Origin of the sequence: Eubacterium sp. AF16-48, from assembly GCF_003479405.1 — a bacterium.
Taxonomy (GTDB): domain Bacteria; phylum Bacillota; class Clostridia; order Lachnospirales; family Lachnospiraceae; genus Eubacterium_G; species Eubacterium_G segne.
In genome coordinates, this window is record NZ_QUHB01000006.1 from 122,299 (window position 1) to 141,188 (window position 18,890).

The 18,890-nt window shown below is 35.4% G+C and carries 17 protein-coding genes; 3 read left to right on the forward strand and 14 right to left on the reverse strand.

The genetic code is table 11. The annotated features are described in order from the left end of the window. Positions 1-8: 8 nt before the first annotated feature. Entirely contained in the window at positions 9-1,853 is a 1,845-nt protein-coding gene (locus tag DWW68_RS08385) for an alpha-amylase family glycosyl hydrolase (protein ID WP_021953764.1), read from the reverse strand. 179 nt (positions 1,854-2,032) lie between these two features. Here DWW68_RS08385 and DWW68_RS08390 point away from each other — a divergent pair, with 179 nt between their 5' ends. Further along, positions 2,033-3,667, forward strand: coding sequence for an ATP-binding cassette domain-containing protein (locus DWW68_RS08390; protein WP_021953763.1), 1,635 nt, complete (start codon positions 2,033-2,035; stop codon positions 3,665-3,667). A gap of 18 nt (positions 3,668-3,685) precedes the next feature. Next, positions 3,686-4,594 (forward strand): alpha/beta hydrolase, encoded by a 909-nt coding sequence (locus DWW68_RS08395; protein WP_021953762.1) that lies wholly within the window; start codon positions 3,686-3,688, stop codon positions 4,592-4,594. Positions 4,595-4,649: 55 nt separating this feature from the next. Here DWW68_RS08395 and DWW68_RS08400 read toward each other — a convergent pair whose 3' ends face one another. Beyond that, complete coding sequence (locus tag DWW68_RS08400) at positions 4,650-5,501, reverse strand: LysR family transcriptional regulator (RefSeq protein WP_021953761.1); 852 nt, start codon at positions 5,499-5,501, stop codon at positions 4,650-4,652. A 203-nt stretch (positions 5,502-5,704) separates the two neighbouring features. Here DWW68_RS08400 and DWW68_RS08405 point away from each other — a divergent pair, with 203 nt between their 5' ends. Then, the gene (locus tag DWW68_RS08405) at positions 5,705-7,075 is read left to right on the forward strand and encodes a pyruvate carboxyltransferase (protein ID WP_021953760.1); all 1,371 of its coding nucleotides are present in this window, start codon (positions 5,705-5,707) and stop codon (positions 7,073-7,075) included. 214 nt (positions 7,076-7,289) lie between these two features. On the opposite strand, the gene DWW68_RS08410 is transcribed toward DWW68_RS08405, so the two are convergent. From DWW68_RS08410 to gltX, 12 genes are all read right to left on the reverse strand, one after another. Then, positions 7,290-7,721 (reverse strand): PIN domain-containing protein, encoded by a 432-nt coding sequence (locus DWW68_RS08410; protein ID WP_021953759.1) that lies wholly within the window; start codon positions 7,719-7,721, stop codon positions 7,290-7,292. Next, positions 7,718-7,933 carry a type II toxin-antitoxin system prevent-host-death family antitoxin gene (locus tag DWW68_RS08415; RefSeq protein WP_021953758.1) on the reverse strand — a complete coding sequence of 72 codons (216 nt, stop codon included), beginning with the start codon at positions 7,931-7,933 and terminating at the stop codon, positions 7,718-7,720. The genes DWW68_RS08410 and DWW68_RS08415 overlap by 4 nt, the downstream gene beginning before the upstream one ends. Positions 7,934-8,804: 871 nt before the next feature. Beyond that, complete coding sequence (locus DWW68_RS08420; protein ID WP_021953757.1) at positions 8,805-9,932, reverse strand: bifunctional chorismate mutase/prephenate dehydratase; 1,128 nt, start codon at positions 9,930-9,932, stop codon at positions 8,805-8,807. Positions 9,933-10,017: 85 nt separating this feature from the next. Continuing rightward, the gene (gene folK, locus DWW68_RS08425) at positions 10,018-10,884 is read right to left on the reverse strand and encodes a 2-amino-4-hydroxy-6-hydroxymethyldihydropteridine diphosphokinase (RefSeq protein ID WP_118589383.1); all 867 of its coding nucleotides are present in this window, start codon (positions 10,882-10,884) and stop codon (positions 10,018-10,020) included. Between the two features lie 10 nt (positions 10,885-10,894). Next, entirely contained in the window at positions 10,895-11,707 is an 813-nt protein-coding gene (gene folP, locus DWW68_RS08430) for a dihydropteroate synthase (protein WP_118589384.1), read from the reverse strand. A 14-nt stretch (positions 11,708-11,721) separates the two neighbouring features. Continuing rightward, entirely contained in the window at positions 11,722-12,279 is a 558-nt protein-coding gene (gene folE / locus DWW68_RS08435) for a GTP cyclohydrolase I FolE (protein WP_118589385.1), read from the reverse strand. Positions 12,280-12,299: 20 nt separating this feature from the next. Further along, positions 12,300-13,610: a folylpolyglutamate synthase/dihydrofolate synthase family protein gene (locus DWW68_RS08440; RefSeq protein ID WP_118589386.1), complete on the reverse strand. Its 1,311-nt coding sequence runs from the start codon at positions 13,608-13,610 to the stop codon at positions 12,300-12,302. Positions 13,611-13,692: 82 nt separating this feature from the next. Further along, positions 13,693-14,283 carry an SH3 domain-containing protein gene (locus DWW68_RS08445; protein WP_118589387.1) on the reverse strand — a complete coding sequence of 197 codons (591 nt, stop codon included), beginning with the start codon at positions 14,281-14,283 and terminating at the stop codon, positions 13,693-13,695. 13 nt (positions 14,284-14,296) lie between these two features. Next, positions 14,297-14,623, reverse strand: a complete 327-nt coding sequence (locus DWW68_RS08450) for a DUF1292 domain-containing protein (protein ID WP_118589388.1) — start codon at positions 14,621-14,623, stop codon at positions 14,297-14,299. Between the two features lie 150 nt (positions 14,624-14,773). Then, complete coding sequence (locus tag DWW68_RS08455) at positions 14,774-16,597, reverse strand: ATP-dependent helicase (protein WP_158576847.1); 1,824 nt, start codon at positions 16,595-16,597, stop codon at positions 14,774-14,776. 181 nt (positions 16,598-16,778) lie between these two features. Continuing rightward, the gene (locus DWW68_RS08460; protein ID WP_118589390.1) at positions 16,779-16,970 is read right to left on the reverse strand and encodes a hypothetical protein; all 192 of its coding nucleotides are present in this window, start codon (positions 16,968-16,970) and stop codon (positions 16,779-16,781) included. A gap of 428 nt (positions 16,971-17,398) precedes the next feature. Continuing rightward, complete coding sequence (gltX, locus tag DWW68_RS08465) at positions 17,399-18,871, reverse strand: glutamate--tRNA ligase (protein ID WP_118589391.1); 1,473 nt, start codon at positions 18,869-18,871, stop codon at positions 17,399-17,401. Between the last annotated feature and the right edge of the window lie 19 nt (positions 18,872-18,890).

The window sequence follows — 18,890 nt, forward strand, 5'->3', positions numbered from 1 at the left end:
ATCTCCCATTATTTATTCTCATCACCGGCAACTAACACGCTAATGCTTCTTCCCGGTGCCTCATACATTCTGTCAATATCACAGTCCTTTTTGTTTCCATCTGTGGAAAATTCAAGGTGCCATTTTTTCTTATTTCTGACAGACGGAACTCCAAACTCCTGATTTTCCCAATACATATTGTAAGCTATATATATATCCTGTTCTTCCCCTGCCTTGTCTAACAATGCGTATTTTCCGCAATACATAACTGAAAAATGTCTGTTAAAATGACTAAAGTCCGCATACCATGCCTTTGATCCATGATAAGACATATCCGGAAGACCGTAAGATTTATAATCCATTTGTCTTGTTTCCTGAGACAAATGAAGAACCTTATGCTTTTTCCTGAAAGCTATAATATTTTTTGTAAATTCCAGTATTTCCTTTGCCATGGCGTTGGTATTCCAGTTAGTCCATGATATTTCATTATCAAGACAATATGGATTGTTATTTCCCTTTTGGGAATTACACATTTCATCTCCTGCATACAGCATAGGGACTCCCTGACTTAAAAATACCAGACACAGGGCATTTTTTATCTGCCTTTTTCTCAAATCCATGATTTTCCGCTTTCTGGTATCACCTTCCGCGCCGCAATTCCAGCTGTAATTATACACTGCACCGTCCCTGTTATTTTCACCATTTGCCTCGTTATATTTTCTGTCATAAGAAACAGTATCGTACAATGTAAATGTATTATGGTTTGCCACATAATTTACCACTGCCACTCCCGGAGGATTAGCTTTTATCTTATATGCCATTGTGTTTAGCATATCCTCATCCCCCTTAATAAACCGCCTTGCGCAAACCATAAAGTCATCGTTAAAGTTGGCAATATTTCTGATTTCACTTTTTCTGCCATAAAAATCAGTATTATTTGAAAAACTATATGTGAAAATCTTAGTTGTACATAAAAGATTATCTGTTTCTACCATTCGCATAACTGCCTCTTCGCAGTTTGCATGTATTCCATCTATGTGATATTCCATAACCCAATAATGAAGACAGTCTAAAATAAGCTTAGGATTAGTTCCCTGAGGGAAGAAAAATTCCATGGAAATCTCTATTCCGTTTTTGTGAAGCTCCCTTACCAGATATTTAAACTCTTCCACCTCTCCTCCCGGAGTGTTAGTCCATGCAAAGGATGCCTTAGGTGCAAATGCATAACCGTCAGTATATCCCCAGTAATTAAGTACCGGCGACTCTATGGCAAACTGTCCCTTCATGGAAGTTGCGTTTTCTTTTTTTATTTCATTAAATTCATATGCCGGCATAAGCTCAATCATATTTATGCCTAACTCTTTTAAATATGGGATTTTCTCAACAATACCTAAATACGTTCCCTTGTGTTTTACCTTTGATGTGGCATGCTTTGTAAATCCTCTTACATGCATACGATATAAAATAGTTTCGTCAAAAGGAATATTCAAAGGTGCATCCTGCTGCCAGTCATAATCATCATTTATAATAATACCTTTTAGATTATCACACGCCTTCCCCCAATTCTTTTTTCCTGAAAGTGCCTTTGCATATTCATCAGTAACTATTTCTCCATCCACGGAAAAATTATAATAATATTTTGAATAATCAAGTCCAGACACACTCATGGCGTACACATTTCCTATGACCTGTGCGTTTTCAAAGGGAATACGTGCAACCTCCTCGTCTTTTCCTTTTTCATACAAAACTACCTGGCAATTGCTGCCATATTTAGCTGTAATTGCGAAATTCACCTCATCGCCTATTACCGTAACTCCCATAAGCAATGGATTTCCTCTGTATACTTTAATGTTTTCTAAAAGTTTATTATTCATGATGTCTCCCTTTCACGCCTTAAAACGAAATGATATGAAAATAATTATAACACATAAGTTATTAATTTCACTACCTATTTTATATGGGGATTAACGTTGCTTTAATGTAAAAAAACTGATATACTTTGATTTGCAATTAATTTAGTAAATAATATCAAATATATAAGCGAGGTTTTAAAATGATAAGTACAAGCAACATATCACTGCGTTTTGGCAAAAAGGCACTTTTTGAAGATGTTAATATTAAATTTGTGCCGGGACACTGTTACGGTCTTATCGGTGCCAACGGTGCCGGAAAGTCAACTTTTTTGAAAATTCTTACAGGTGAAATTGAGCCAACCAGTGGTGAAGTTATTATTACCCCGGGTGAGCGTCTTTCCTTCTTAAAGCAGGATCATTTCCAGTACGATGAATATACTGTTCTTGATACTGTTATTATGGGAAACCAGCGTCTTTATGACATTATGAAGGAAAAAGAAGCCATTTACATGAAGGAAGACTTTACTGACGAAGACGGTATCCGTGCTTCTGAGCTTGAAGGCGAGTTTGCTGAAATGAACGGCTGGGAAGCTGAGTCTGATGCAGCTACTCTTTTAAACGGACTTGGTGTTGACACTGAATACCATTACAGTCTTATGAAAGATTTAACCGGTTCACTAAAGGTTAAGGTTTTATTAGCTCAGGCTTTATTTGGAAATCCTGATATTTTGTTATTAGATGAGCCTACTAACCATTTGGATTTGGATGCCATTGCATGGCTTGAGGAATTTTTGATTAACTTTGATAATACTGTTATCGTAGTTTCTCATGACAGATATTTCCTTAACAAAGTATGTACTCAGATTGCAGACATTGACTACGCCAAGATTCAGTTATATGCCGGAAACTACGATTTCTGGTATGAATCAAGCCAGTTAATTGTTAAGCAGATGAAGGAAGCTAACAGAAAGAAAGAAGAAAAAATCAAGGAATTGCAGGAATTTATTCAGCGATTCAGTGCCAATGCTTCAAAGTCAAAACAGGCTACATCAAGAAAACGTGCATTGGAAAAAATTGAGTTGGATGAAATTAAACCTTCCAGCAGAAAATATCCATATATAGATTTCAGACCTGACAGGGAAATTGGAAATGAAGTTCTTACTGTGGAACATCTTTCAAAAACAATTGACGGTATTAAAGTATTAGATGACATTTCCTTTATAATCGGACGTGAAGACAAGGTTGCCTTTGTAGGTTCTAACGGTTTAGCCAAAACCACTCTATTCCGTATTCTTACAGGAGAGATTGAGCCTGACGAAGGAAGTTATAAATGGGGCATAACAACCAGCCAGTCCTACTTCCCTAAGGATAACACAAAGGATTTTGATTCAGATGATGTTATTGTTGACTGGCTTACACAGTATTCTGAAAACAAGGATGCCACATATGTCCGTGGATTCCTTGGAAGAATGTTATTTGCGGGAGATGACGGAATGAAGAAAGTCCGTGTTTTATCCGGTGGTGAAAAAGTCAGGGTAATGCTATCTAAGCTTATGATTAGCGGTGCTAATGTTTTAATTATTGACGAACCTACTGACCACCTTGACATGGAAAGTATCACTGCCCTTAACAACGGTTTAATTAAATTCCCGGGAGTTTTACTTTTCTCTTCAAGAGATCATCAGGTTGTTCAGACAACAGCAAACCGTATTATGGAAATTGTAAACGGCAAGTTAATTGATAAAATTACTACTTATGATGAATATCTTGAAAATGATGAAATGGCAAGAAAAAGAACTATTTACACAACAGAAGGAATGGACATTGATGATTAATGCCATTTAGGAGGCTTTATGAGACCAACTACCATAACTTACCCACCTAATGGTGTTAAACCCATAGGTGTAATGGAATTTGTGCATGGCATGTGTGAAACAAGGCAGCGCTATGCTGAAACAATGAAATATTTTAACAATAAAGGATTTATCTGTGCTATTTCCGACATCAGAGGCCACGGTGAAAATATTCTCACTAAAGAGGATTTAGGCTACTTTGGGGAGGAAGGATATAAAGGGCTTATTGATGATGTACATGAATTTACCATGTTTTTAAGAAGGGAATTTCCTCATTTGCCCCTTATTCTCATTGGTCACAGTATGGGTTCCCTTATTGTGCGTGCTTACTTGAAAAAGAACTCCCGTGAAGTTCAGGCAGTAGTTTTAAGCGGCTCTCCATCCTACAACAGATTTGTAGGGGTTGCTAAATATTTTACACGTTTTCTGGCTTTGTTTAGGGGTTGGCATTACAGAAGTCCCATGATTGAGAAACTGGTAAACGGTCCCTTTGAGAAGCCTTTTGAAAAAGAAGGAATTGTTAATTCATGGTTGTCCAGTGACAGATATGTTGTAGAGTTGTACAATAGTGATCCTATGTGTGGATACCCTTTCACGCTAAACGGTTATTATGCGTTGTTTAACTTAATGCAGACTGTTTACAGCAAAATGGGATGGACCAGCAAGAATCCTTCTCTTCCGGTTATGTTTGTATCTGGTAGTGAAGATCCCTGTAGAAAAAATGACTATTCTTTTAAGAAGGCAGTTACCCATTTTAAACGTTGCGGTTATCCTAACACTTACTACAAGCTGTATCAGGATATGAGGCATGAAGTTTTTAATGAAAAAGAAAAAGAACTGGTATATGAAGATATACTTAAGTTTTTAGAAATAAAGGCTGGAATAGAAGTAGAAGATGGAACCCTGTAGTCCCATCTTCTACTTTTTTTTTCACTTTTGCTGTCTCACCGTGTATGTTTTTATCCTACTCTCCCATAATAATTTTTCTCATATACTGCTTTTCTTTTTTTCCAATTATATAGCTGTTTATCATTGGAGTTTTAAAATCTATCAGTGGAATATTTCTCAGCTTACCTGATTCAATATATGATTTAGCCATATCCCAAGGCAAAAATGTATAATTTTCCTGTCCTAATAAAAAAGGAATGATTTTGGCACAGTCATCAATTTCCAAGGAAAACTGCTGATATTTTGGGAACAACCCTCTTATAAACTGACCTACATCCTGTAGTGCAAAGTTACACATAAGATATTTTTCATTAACTAATTCTTTCTGAGTTATTCCCTCTTTATATTTTTTATTATTATAATCCGTTACCAAAACCATGGTATCCTGTTTATACATTTCACAATAAAAGGCTGCCTTTTTAAGCGGTATATAGCTAAAAACTATATCTAATATATCATCCTGTAACAATTCCAATAAATTGTTAGATATTCCAATCATTATTTTTAGGGAATCCTTAGGGAATTTCCGTTGATGCTCTAATATTATTGAAGACAAATGTGCCTCATAAACAGAGTCTGAACACCCTATACGGATATGATTATCAAATTTGTGTATTGAACTTATTTCCGATAATGAATCATCTGTCAGCTTTATGACTTTTTCAGCATATAAAAGAAACTGCTCTCCCTCCATAGTTAGTTCCACTCTCCTGTTATTTCTTGAAAAAAGGGATATATTTAATTCCTTCTCTAACTCGTTAATCCTGTTGGTTACAGTAGATTGGGCGACAAATAGCTGATTTGCTGCTCTTGTATAATTTTTTACATTAGAAAGTACAATAAAAGTTTTCAATGATTCAATATCCATAATTTTCTCCTTCCTGTCAGCGGCATTTCATGGAAATCATGCTTAGAAATGAAGTTCGCTCATTTGTTTTCTTTGAGATTAATCAGTTTTTTCGATTATAACAATCTAAATAATTCACTTTACTTATAGTTTATCCTAAGCATATAATATTTTCAATACAAATATTATTTTTTGCCATTTTCAGGCATGGAAAGGATTTGCTTATGCAGGAAATTAATTTAAGCCATAAAACCAACTTATTAGAACAGGATCCTTACAGTTATCAATTACAGGATGTCGATTCACCGGAGCTTTTTCACGAGATGTTTCCCTATTCAGAGACTCCCAAAATAGCTTTTAACTATCGACACGTTCCGGCAAACATGCCTGATGATATATATATTACCGATACATCCTTTAGAGACGGTCAGCAATCAAGAGCGCCTTACACAACTGACCAGATGGTACATATTTTCAAACTTCTTCATAAATTAGGTGGAGATAATGGTATGATTCGTCAGACAGAGTTCTTTGTTTACTCAAAAAAAGACCGTCTGGCATTGGAAAAATGTATGGAGCTTGGATACAAATTCCCGGAAATTACTACCTGGATTCGCGCCAATAAAAAAGATTTTGATATGGTTAAGTCTATAGGAGTTAAAGAAACCGGGATTCTTGTAAGCTGTTCCGATTATCATATTTTTCATAAAATGGGGCTTACAAGAAAGCAGGCTTTAGACAAATACTTAGGCATTGTTAAGGAGTGCATTAATGCAGGACTTCGTCCAAGATGCCATTTTGAAGATATAACAAGGGCTGATTTTTACGGTTTCGTTGTTCCTTTTGCCAGCCAGCTCATGCAGATTTCCCAGGAATGTCACATTCCTATTAAGGTTCGTGCCTGTGATACATTAGGTCTTGGTGTTCCATATCCCGGTGTTGCTCTTCCAAGAAGCGTATCCGGCATTATTTACGGACTTCAGCATTACGCAGGAGTTCCCAGTGATATGATTGAATGGCATGGACACAATGATTTTTATAAAGGCGTTGTAAATGCCGCTACTGCCTGGATGTATGGTGCCAGTGCCGTAAACTGTTCACTTCTTGGCATTGGCGAACGTACCGGTAATGTTCCTTTGGAGGCAATGGTTTTTGAGTACGCATCCCTTCGCGGAACAATGAATGGAATGCATCCTGAAGTAATTACTGAAATTGCTGATTATATTAAAAATGAAACTGATTATGATTTGCCACCTATGACGCCTTTTGTTGGTGACAATTTCAATCTAACCCGTGCCGGAATCCATGCTGATGGCATGATGAAAAACCCTGAAATATATAATATTTTTGATACGGAATCTATATTAGACCGTCCACCTAAAGTTTCCGTAACTAACACATCCGGTGTTGCCGGCGTTGCTTTCTGGGTAAATCAATACAACAAAAAGCTGGGCTTACCTGCAGTTTCTAAAAATGATCCTGTTGTGGTTAAAATATATTCCTGGGTTTGTGAACAGTATGACCAGGGACGTATTACAATGATAAGCGACGAGGAGTTAGAGGAACAATATAAGAAATGTAGTCGCATTGAGTAATCAGGGGATTGGTATTAAATAGTTGATACAGGTGTTTGTGCCAAATAACTAACGCATGTAGTAATAGCTAATGTGGACATAAAAAGTACAGGTGAATTTTTTATACTAAACTTCACCTGTACTTTTTTACATCTTAATAATGTGGTAATTCCATGGGGGATGGTCATATTGAAATCACTCTTTTTTTCCTCATCTGTATCCCGCCTTTCCTGTTCTATTCAGTTTCGTTTCCCTCATCTAATAACTTTATTAATGCAGAAGGTTCACACACCTTAACAGAAGATTTCGCATAGTCTTTCATATTTCTGGTTACTATGCAATCCATTTCTGAACGAATTGCTGTTTCCACCATAATAGCATCTTCATAATCACCAATTTCAGAAGATATTGCTTTTCGGCAATCTAAAGAAGTAGTATCCAACAAATGAAATAAAGTAAACAGTTTACTCAAAATCTTTCGTGTTTCTGCATCGCTATGTGTTAAACGATGTGTCAGATAATAGATATCTGTAACTGACTTTGCAGTAATATAACCCTCAAATTGCTTATTTGCAGAATATATAAAGAGCTTTTGTGCTGCTTCAGCAAACGGGACACGAGACTGTAACGCATCGATGATAACACAAGTATCAACTAAAACTCTCATATTGTATTCAACCTTTCTTCCCGTGCTTCTTCCAGCGTCATATCATTTGGAAGAACACCAAACAATGACTTAGCAACATCTACTCTGTCCTGATATGGATTAGACAATTTTGCAACAACTTTTCCGTTACGGGTAATATAAATATCCTCTGTTTCTGCAAGCATAAGGTATTTACCAAGATTAGTTTTTAATTCAGTTGCAGTAATAGACATATCATCATCCCCTTTCTTAAAGAATAATTATTTATCGTCTAAAAAATAGAATCTCTCTTTTCAGTTATATTATACACAAATCGAACGATTTTATCAACAAAATCGTTCGATTTGTGCAAATTTTAATATTTACCAAACTTTGAGACTATCCTCCGCATCAATCCCTTCTTGAAAATGTATTATAAGCATTTCTTCCGGTCCCAACTGCCATTTTCATAATTTGTTATAAGTTGTTACCGGATTATATTTCCCTTATGAGGATTCGTAAACAAGGATAGAACAATATAACACGATACAAGATGTGACGGAGAGGACACCCGCGAAAACTTTAGTGTTTTCAAGGGTTTAACGAGATTTTTATAACACAATATAACAGTTATTAAATCCCTAAAAATACCCCAAGTGAGAATTCAAATTTTACAAGAATATTTGTTGTTTTTGTGATTTTCAATGCATTTTTCTCTTCTGAACCAACCTCAAATCTTATGAAACTCCTGAATTTACAAGAAATATATGTTATATTTTCAAATTTTATGTATTTTTTCTCTACACAAGCACTTTTCAAGCTCGTAATGTCAAAACATTTACATGAAATATTTGATATATTTTCAAATTTAATGTACTTTTCAATTTTTCACGCTCAATTATAATACCCCATAATATTCACAATCAATTCCACCGCAAAAATAAGCAGTTGGATTTCTCTATTGAAGCCATCCAACCGCCTATCTTTAAATTTCCGATATTTTATTTCTGATATTTTATTTCCAATATCTTATTTCTTCTACATCCTTACTAATATCCAGCCTGTTTTTCCAATATACACAGTCCTCTTTTCCTGCAATCGCTCCCCACACAACATAGTTATTCTTTAATAATTTCCAAGGATTCGCATGTTAATTGATTCTGCATTAATTCCGCTAAGGGCATTTATGGCACCTGCCTGTGTGGATTTTCCTTCAAACTCAACATAAAACCGATATTCCCATTTTTTCTCCGGAACAGGTCTTGACTCGATTCTTGTCATGTTAAGATCATTGTAAATAATGTGAGACAACATCTGATACAATGTACCACTTTCGTGAGGCATTTCAAAGCTAATACAAATAAGGTCAGCATTACGTCTCGCAATTTTATTCCTGCTGATAATTATAAACTTTGTTGTATTAGTTGCATTGAAGTTAATTCCTTTATGTAAAATATCAAGTCCGTATATTTTTGCTGCATTAGCACTGGCTATACAGCCTCTTGATTTGTCAGACTGCTCTGAAATATATCTGGCACTTATTGCAGTGTTAGCCAGATTAACCTTTCCCCAGCCATGTTCTTCGATAAATGCGTTACTTTGCATAAAAGCCTGGGGATGAGAATAAACATCCTTAATATCCTCAATTTTAGAACCTTTTATACCACAAAGACAATGCTCAATTTTAACATCAAAGGTATCCACAATATAATTATGAAATTCTACTAACAAGTCGTAAACATCCGTAACAATTCCTGCTGATGAATTTTCAAAAGGAAGCACGGCATAATCAGCCTTGCCATCTCTTACATATTTCATAGCCTCTCTGAAAGTCGACACGTTAACATAACTTGACTTATCACCAAAATATTCCGTAGCAGCCTGCTGGCTGTACGCTCCCGGTATTCCCTGATAAGCTACCGTAACATCTTCCTTTGGCAAATCATCCACAATATCAAAGCCAATATCGCTGTTTACCCCTTCTTCCGTAAGTAACTTATACTGCATTTTTCTGCTCATGGACATAATCTGCTCAAAAAGTTCTTCCACACCATGTCCGTAAAATTTATTACTTGCCTGAGCCTTTAAAGTTTTTAACTTATCTAACTCTCTCTTTCTGTCTAAAACCGGCTTTCCCGTGTGAAGCTTATATGCTGCCACATCCTTACATATATCCATTCTTTTCTCAAAAAGCCTTATAATCTGTTCATCAATAATGTCTATCTCTTTTCTGCTGTCCTGTAAATCTCTCATTTTGTTCCTTTCATAATGAAAAATATTTCTTAACGTAATCTATCTTTGAACTTTTTATACCAATCAGAACACTTAACTATCCCGGCTAATCATTCTGCTGCCTAAAACTACATCCGCCACATCCACTACACTTATTTTGTGGCTGTAAATCCTCTAACAATTGTGAAACCGTCTTGTTAAAAATCGGATGAACGGCATATGGCGCTATCTGATTTAAAGGTTCTAACACAAATAATCTCTTATGCATCTCAATATGTGGAATTTTCAAATCCGGTAAATTAACAATTTCATTATCAAACAAAATAATATCAATATCAAGAGTTCTTGGTCCCCAATGAATCTCCCTTGTTCTTCCGGCTTCTAACTCAATTATATTAACCTTCTTCAACAATTCTTTCGGAGAGTACAATGTCTCAATTTCTACACATCCATTTAAGAAATTATCCTGCTCCACCGGTCCATATGGCTCTGTTTCAATAAACTTTGATACTATGCTGACCCTACAGTTTTCATCATCATAAAGACCTTCTATTGCCTGATTAAGGTATTCTTCCTTATCTCCCATATTAGAGCCAATGCTTAAATATGCTCTGCTCCACTTTCTTCTGACTGTAACAGCCACATTGCCAAAAGGCAGCTTTATAGGTGCATTAGGCTTATTTATGGTAAGCTCTACTTCCTTAATCTTAGGAAATTCCTTTAAAAGCCCTCCTGCTGTCTGTTCTGCAACAGCTTCAATTAAATCAAATCTGTTTTCCGTCATAAACTTATTAATAAACTTACATGCCTTAGAGTAATTTACTGTTTCCTCCAAATCATCACTCATTCCGGGAGTTCTTACATCAGTAAACAAATCCGCATCCACATAAAACTTCTGTCCGTTTATTTTTTCTTCTTCATTACAGCCATGGTAGGCAAATACCTCTAACTGTCTGATTTTTATACAATCCATATTATATCCTTTATTTTACATTTTTTATGGCTTTTGCCATCATAAGAGCCTGATAATTTTCCTTAACATCATGAACCCTGAAAATGGTGCATCCTCTTTCATAACCCATAACTGTTGTGGCTACTGTTCCTGCCATTCTGTCATCTCTGTCCACATCAAGGGTAAGCCCTATAACCGATTTTCTTGAAGTTCCAAGGAGCACCGGAAGTCCCAGTTCCTTTAAACGGTTAACTTCATTAATAATCATAAGATTCTGGGTATAATCCTTTCCAAATCCAACTCCCGGATCAAGCACTATCTGTGAATCTTCTACCCCGGCCTTGTGGGCAATTTCCAAAGACTCTCTTAAATCATTTAAAACATCTTCCACAAAGTTATTATAATTTGTATTATCTCTATTATGCATTACACAGGCTGCCACCTTAGTTTCCGCAACAAGGTCAGCCATATCCTTTTTGCCCCATTTAAAGCCCCAGACATCATTTATCATATCTGCTCCTGCTTTAATTCCTTCCCGTGCCACTCCTGTTTTGTATGTGTCAAGGGAAACAGCCACATCAAATCTTTCCTTTACAGCCTCTATTACAGGCACAACTCTACTTATTTCTTCTTCATCACTTATAAGAGTGTAGCCCGGTCTTGTGGACTCTCCCCCTATATCAATTATTTTTGCCCCATCATCAATCATCTGCCGGGTATGCTCTAAAGCCTTGTCCAAGCTGTTCCATTTTCCACCATCAGAAAATGAATCCGGTGTTATATTTAAAATTCCCATTATTACCGGCTCTTTATCTAAATCAAATTCATATTTTCCTATTTTCATTGTTCACGTCTCTCCTATTTATTTATCAGTAAAGTAACATCTCTTCTTAAGGCATCATCCTCTTTGAATTTTCCTTTTAATGCAAAGCTGACAGTTTTGCTTCCGGGCTTTTTTATGCCTCGTGCAGACATACACATATGTTCTGCCTCAACCATAACATAAACACCTTTTGCCTCTAAATATTCCTCTAATGCCTCTGCAATCTGTTCCGTCATCTGCTCCTGTATCTGAAGTCGCCTTGCGTAAACTTCCACTGTTCTTGCCAGTTTACTTATTCCCACAACTTTTCCGTTAGGAATATAAGCAATATGCACTTTACCATAAAAAGGCATCAGGTGATGTTCACAGGTAGAGTAGAATGTAATATTTTTCTCTATAACAACATTTTCGTTGTCACAGGAAAATGTTCTGGACAAATGCTCTGCCGGAGTTTTGCCCATTCCGGTGCATAACTCTTCATACATTCTTGCCACTCTCTCCGGAGTATCCTTTAACCCCTCTCTGTCAGCATCTTCACCGATACCTTCTAAAAATAGTCTGACTGCTTCTTCAATTTTTTTCTTATCAAACATGTCAATCTCTCCTTCCGGCTTTAACTGTTTGTTTTAGCTTTAATATATTTCTTTAGTGCCCTGCGTAAATCCTTTAAATACGATAATGAACCAAAGGCAATAATTAAATCACAGTTATTAACATTAACTGAATTTATTGACATTTTAACTGCCTCATCCATTCCTTTTGCGCAAATAACATTACTGTTATATGGTCTTATGGTGTCTGCCAATATTTCTCCATTAAGAGCCCGTTCATTATCAGGTGTTACGGTAATAATCATTTCCCCTCTGCCTGCTATCATTTCCGCCTCTTTTTTAAAGTCCTTATCGGCCAACACTCCCATTATAAAGGTAATTTTCTTATTTGTAAAATACAAATCTATAGAATCCCTTAATTCTTTTATTGCTCCGGGATTATGGGCACCATCAATAATAAATAAAGGTGAATCATTTATAACTTCCATTCTTCCCGGCCAATTGGCATTTAAAAGTCCTTTTTCTATGTTTTCTTCAACCTTAAATCCACGATTTTCCAGCGCCAAAGCTGCTTCTATGGCTGTAATTGAATTTTTAACCTGATATGTTCCGGGCATTTTTAATTCTATTTTATAGATTTTCCCGTTAGATGCCTTATATTCATATAAGGTTAAAAATCCTTCAGCCTTTATACCATACGCATTTTGACACAATATGAAAGGAGCCTTTTTTAATTCTGCTATTTTCTTTATGGATTCTACAGCCTCATCAGTCTGATTCGAAACAATCACCGGACAGTTGTCCTTAATTATTCCCGCTTTTACCCTTGCAATTTCACCTATTGTACTGCCTAAAAATTTTGTATGGTCAAGGCTTATAGTTGTAATAACACTACACAGTACCTTTTTAAACACATTTGTGGCGTCTCCTTCTCCTCCCATTCCACATTCTACCAGCACTACATCACATTTTTTCCGCTTAAAATATTCAAACGCCATGGCTGTTTCTATTTCAAAAGGAGTTGGGTGCGGCAATGATTCCTTAACCATTTCATTGCATTTTGATTTTATATAGGTTAAAATATCCGCCACCTCTTCCTCACTTATATAGGTATTATCCGTTCTTATTATTTCCCTATACTCAAAAACTGCCGGTGAGGAATATCTTCCTGTTTTGTATCCTGACTCCATTAAAATGCTTTGCAAAAATGCCGAGGTTGAACCCTTTCCATTGGTTCCTGCCACATGAATCACCTTTAGTTCATCCTGAGGATTTCCCATTTTAGCAAGAAGTGTTTTTATGGTATCAAGTCCTAACGCACTTCCATATTTTTTTATTGCTTCCATATATTCCATTGATTCATTATAATTCATATGACCTCTCCTAAAGCCTGTTTTTTACACAAAAATATTGTCGCATTCATCTGAACATCTGATAAATACGACAATATTTTAATTATTCATCATATACATTTTTTTCGCTTAAAAATCTTGTTGCTACATAACCGGTTTTTCCGTTATATTTAATTCTTGTCCAGTCGCCTTCATTGCTTAAAACCTCAACCTTTTCACCTTTTTCAATAGTAGTAACTACGTTATCTGATGAATCGGTGCTTGCCTCACTTCTTAAATTTACACCATCATTAGTATACATTGATGTAGATGCTGAAGCGTTGTCACCTGTTGTAGCACTTTCACTTTGATTTTCAGTCTTTGTAGTCTCCACGGCTTTGACTGTTGTTTCCGCTGCTGCATTTTTCTTATTGGTTGTTTCCTCAACTGTTGTAGTTTCAACTACAGTAGTAACCTCAACAGTAGTAACCTCAACGGTAGTAGCCTCTGCTGTTGTTTCCTTTGCTGACTTGTTGCTCTTTTTTGAAGAACATGAAACACCGATAATAATAATCAGTATAAGAAGTATCACTACACCTGCAATTCCTGCTAATGTCATATTTCTCTTCTTTATCTGCTCTGCTCTTTTTATCTCTGCGTTTCTTCGTCTGTTTTCTACGATTCTCTTTATTTCTTCATCTCTTGTTTCTGGCATAAAATATCACCTTCTACTGTAAATTTTCTTCTTCCTCTATAATCTCGTCATATTCTCCGGACTCAACTAATGCATCAAAAGCATCTGAAGCTAAATAAAATTCTGCTTCTGTTTCAATGTTATCAAGTCCCGGTTCACCATCTTCATCTTCATAATATCTGTAAAGATATACTTCTCCCTCTTCATTTTCAGGTCCTTCTGTAGGAAGCAATGCGATGTAATCCTGTCCGTTTTCTGCTTCAAAGATACTTACCACAAGGCAATCTACTTCTGTATCATCATCTAATGTAAGAGTTACAAATAAATCCTCATCTTCTTCAAACTGATTATTATTTCCCATATCATCCTCTTTCTGCGTAAACACGCCATATATTTTAACGGATATTCTTCTATGCAAAAAATATCAAAGGAATTTCCTATTCCCATATTCATTACTACTTTATCAGAATAAAACACAAAATGCAACAAAACAAGGACTTTTCACGAAAAGTTAACATATGATTTCATTAGCAAACATGGACATTTCCACATCACACCCTAAGCTTTGTGCCACACCATAAACACACAGTTCTTCTATTGCTCTGGTTATTGCCACATAAAAAACTCTTCTTTCTTCTTCATAATCCCTTTCCCTTACCGCCTTTGAGGTAGGCACAACTCCCTGATTTGCATCTAATATAAACACGATTTTAAATTCCAGTCCCTTAGAACCATGCATTGTTATTATATTTATCCCTTCTTTATCTTTCTGTGACCTGTTATTTTTTTCATTTTCTATTGACCATATCCACTCCTTTAAGGTATTGTATTTTAATGCTTCATTGTAAATATCATCCATTTGTTTAATCAGAGCTTCTCTTTTCATATTATGGTCAATAGCGTATTTTCTCAAATAATTTTCATAGCCTACTCCGTGTTTAATATATGTTATAGCCCCGGAAGGATTTAGCTTTCTTACCATGTCAAAATGGAATTTTAATTTTTCTATATTATCTGTTATTTCTTTACTTTCCTGATATATTTTCCTTAATTCTTCAAAATCTATACTATTTTCCCCTATCACCGCTAAATTTATGTATCTTTGTGGTTTATTAACTATTTTTATAAAACTGTCATTGTCTCTCAGAGGCATTTTATCATAGGTTATGGCTGCTTTTATGTAATTAATTATATCTTCTGCCACCATTCCCCTATAAATGCTTTTTTCCCCTTTTTTACTTTTTGAATCTATGCTTACGTTTTTTAGAAAATCGGATATTTCCGGAATCTGGCTGTTATTCCTTACTAAAATTGCAATATCTGACGGCTTAACTCCCTTCTCCAAATATTTCTTTATTTTCTTTGCCACATACAATAATTCCTGATTCTTATTTTTAAATTGTCTGACATCTACCTCTTTTCCTCCCTTTGTATTAGGTATTATATTTTTCTCATATCTGTTTTTATTATTTTTTATTAAGTTTTCTGATGCAGCTACAATAGTTTCCCCGGAGCGGTAATTAATATTCATGATTATAGTTTCTCCATTTTCATAATCCTTTGTAAACTGCCCCATTATTTCAGGGCACGCCCCTCTAAATCCATATATGGACTGGTCATCATCCCCCACTATAAAAATATTGTTATCAGGGCATGCTAACATCTTCACTGTTTTATATTGAATAGTATTAATATCCTGAAATTCATCAATTAAAATATACCTATATACATTCTGCCATTGTTTCAAAATATCAGGTCTTTTAACAAACAATTCATGACACCTTAAAAGGATATCATCAAAGTCAATTTTCTTTTCCTTTGACAATGTTTTCTCATACTCCCTGTACACAAGCAAAAATTCCTCTTTTTTGCAGCATTTTGATTCATAATCAATCAAATCAACCATATTGCCTTTAATATTTCCTATTTCGCCGATTATGCCTTGTATAAGTTCCTGTGTGTTATCTGATTCTATATGTTTTCTAAGAACGATTTCCCTTAAAATGTCATATTTTGTTCTTTCTGTTACGATACAGTTTCCCTTATATCCCAATGACATTCTAAGTATCTTAAAAAATATCCCATGAAATGTGCCAAAAGTCACCGGATATGTCCTATGCCCTTCCGCCATAAGTTCTGTGAACTTCTTTTCCATATGAACAGCCGCCGCCTTAGTAAAAGTAACTACCATTATACTCTCAGGTGCAACTCCTTTGTTTATTAGATTCTTTATTCTATGGGTAATAACTGTTGTCTTTCCTGAACCCGGCCCTGCCAATACCATAGCTGGACCTTTAAAAAAATTAATAGCCTGTTGTTGTGATTTATTAAACATGTATTCCTTTCCGTACTCTATCTCCATTAGCAGTATATCATTATTATGTTGTTTTGTAAATATTATAAGATGTTTTGTAGTGAATTTGCTGTTATGATGTTATGCTGTTTTTGTAATTGTTTGTTGTTAATAGAGGCATTTGTTGCAGAAATTGATGTATTAAAGTTTTTTGAAATTGGCTTTAGGCAATTATTGCCAGCACCACGTAGTTGGGTTGGCAGTTGTGTCTGGGGGATGGCACTTGGGCGGATGAAACACATGATATTTGTTTTTCAACTGCCCCTTTTTCACTAAATTCACTTAAAAAACTTGTGAAATGCCATTTGACCTCTTCTTTTCCAACTTCCAATGGTACTTTTGTTGTTGCAATCAATTGTTTCTCCTGTATAGGTACCATTGAATTTTGTCAATTTCAATTCTCAACTGTATATTGCCATTATATATCAAAAATTTCATAGAATTTTAACTTTACGAAAAGTCATATTTACAGTATCAATTTTCTGTAAGTTTTCTCCCTGCATACTTCTAACCTATGAATTGATTTATTTTACAAGAAATTTTTGTTTAATTGTATTATTTACTGTATATATCCGCCCCAGAAGGTGCTTGCACCGCCTCCATCGCTTTTTGTGAGGAAAATATAGCACCTATCTTCAATGTTTGTCATCTCCACCACGAATTTTTTTATAAAGGATTACCCTCTTGCTTGACAAAGAGCCAAAAAAATGGACACCACTTACATGGTATCCATTTCTATATTTTATAACTTATACTTTATAACTTATATTTCACCCATAATTTCTACTGTGCTGCCTGGGCATTTTCTAACAGTTCGATGCCTTTTTTGATTCTCTTTATGGATTCATCTTTTCCTATAACTTCCATTATTTCGAAAGCACCGGCAGGTGTCATCTGCTTACCTGAAACTGCTGTTCTAAGAGGCCATAATGCCTGTCCGTTTTTGCAACCTTTCTTTCCAATGTATTCAAATACAAGTTCATGAAGTCCATCTACTGAATAATCATCCGTTTTCTCTAATGATGGCAAAAGTTCCTTAAGAACTTCTAATGAATTGTCAGTGTTTGTTTTCATTTTCTTGTGAGTATACATATCAGCACTGTACTCAGGAAGTTCCTCAAAGAAATCTACCATAGCACCAATCTCAGGAAATACTTCAATTCTTGTTTTTACCATATCAAGTATTTTCTTAAGATCCAAATCTTTTTTAATAGCTTCCTTAATGTAAGGCATTGCTATTTCATAGAATGTGTCGTTATCCATTGCCTTAATGTATTCTCCATTCATCCATTTAAGTTTCTGAATATCAAAAACTGAAGGACTTTTGTTTACTTTATGGTAGTCAAATGCTTCTATTAATTCATCAAGAGAAAAAATTTCTCTGTTATCTTCCGGACTCCATCCAAGAAGAGCAATGTAGTTGACAATTGCCTCAGGTAAAAATCCCTGCTCCACCAAATCTTCATATGATGAATGACCTGAACGCTTGCTTAACTTCTTGTGTTCCTCATCTGTAATAAGTGGTAAATGCACATATTTTGGTGATTTCCAGCCAAACGCCTCATACAATCTCTGGTACTTCGGTGAAGATGAAATATACTCATTTCCTCTTACAACATGAGTAATTTCCTGCAAATGGTCGTCAATAACATTTGCAAAATTGTATGTTGGATATCCGTCTGATTTAATAAGAATCATATCATCTAATTCTTTATTTTCAACGGTAATTTCACCATATAATTCATCATAAAAAGTTGTTGTGCCTTCTGTAGGCATATTAATTCTTATAACATATGGCTTTCCTGCGTCAAGATTTGCCTGAATCTCCTCCTTTGAAAGGTGAAGGCAATGCTTGTCATAAACTGTTATTTCCTTTCCATCCTCTCCAACGGAAGTTTTAAGTTCAGCTAATCTTTCCTTATCACAGAAACAATAGTAGGCATTTCCTGATTCAATAAGCTGTTTTGCATATTTCATATAAAGACCTGATGCCTGACGTTCACTTTGAACATATGGGCCAAATCCCTTATCCTTATCAGGACCTTCATCATGAATAAGACCTGTCTGTTCCAAAGTTCTGTAAATAATATCTACAGCTCCCTCAACATATCTTTCACGGTCTGTATCTTCTATTCTCAAAATAAAATCTCCGCCCTCATGCTTTGCAATCAGGAATTCATAAAGTGCCGTTCTTAAATTTCCAACATGCATCCTACCTGTAGGGCTTGGAGCAAACCTTGTTCTAACCTTTCCCATATTCTCTCTCCTGTTCTTT

Coding starts and splice junctions, on each gene's coding strand:
- DWW68_RS08420 (WP_021953757.1), bottom strand. CDS start 9,932: ATGAGAGATTTACAGGACAGCAGAAAAGAGATAGACATTATTGATGAA.
- DWW68_RS08410 (WP_021953759.1), bottom strand. CDS start 7,721: ATGAGAGTTTTAGTTGATACTTGTGTTATCATCGATGCGTTACAGTCT.
- DWW68_RS08395 (WP_021953762.1), top strand. CDS start 3,686: ATGAGACCAACTACCATAACTTACCCACCTAATGGTGTTAAACCCATA.
- DWW68_RS08455 (WP_158576847.1), bottom strand. CDS start 16,597: ATGTTTAATAAATCACAACAACAGGCTATTAATTTTTTTAAAGGTCCA.
- DWW68_RS08415 (WP_021953758.1), bottom strand. CDS start 7,933: ATGTCTATTACTGCAACTGAATTAAAAACTAATCTTGGTAAATACCTT.
- DWW68_RS08445 (WP_118589387.1), bottom strand. CDS start 14,283: ATGCCAGAAACAAGAGATGAAGAAATAAAGAGAATCGTAGAAAACAGA.
- DWW68_RS08390 (WP_021953763.1), top strand. CDS start 2,033: ATGATAAGTACAAGCAACATATCACTGCGTTTTGGCAAAAAGGCACTT.
- folP (WP_118589384.1), bottom strand. CDS start 11,707: ATGAAAATAGGAAAATATGAATTTGATTTAGATAAAGAGCCGGTAATA.
- DWW68_RS08400 (WP_021953761.1), bottom strand. CDS start 5,501: ATGGATATTGAATCATTGAAAACTTTTATTGTACTTTCTAATGTAAAA.
- folK (WP_118589383.1), bottom strand. CDS start 10,884: ATGGATTGTATAAAAATCAGACAGTTAGAGGTATTTGCCTACCATGGC.
- DWW68_RS08450 (WP_118589388.1), bottom strand. CDS start 14,623: ATGGGAAATAATAATCAGTTTGAAGAAGATGAGGATTTATTTGTAACT.
- DWW68_RS08385 (WP_021953764.1), bottom strand. CDS start 1,853: ATGAATAATAAACTTTTAGAAAACATTAAAGTATACAGAGGAAATCCA.
- DWW68_RS08405 (WP_021953760.1), top strand. CDS start 5,705: ATGCAGGAAATTAATTTAAGCCATAAAACCAACTTATTAGAACAGGAT.
- folE (WP_118589385.1), bottom strand. CDS start 12,279: ATGTTTGATAAGAAAAAAATTGAAGAAGCAGTCAGACTATTTTTAGAA.
- DWW68_RS08440 (WP_118589386.1), bottom strand. CDS start 13,610: ATGAATTATAATGAATCAATGGAATATATGGAAGCAATAAAAAAATAT.
- gltX (WP_118589391.1), bottom strand. CDS start 18,871: ATGGGAAAGGTTAGAACAAGGTTTGCTCCAAGCCCTACAGGTAGGATG.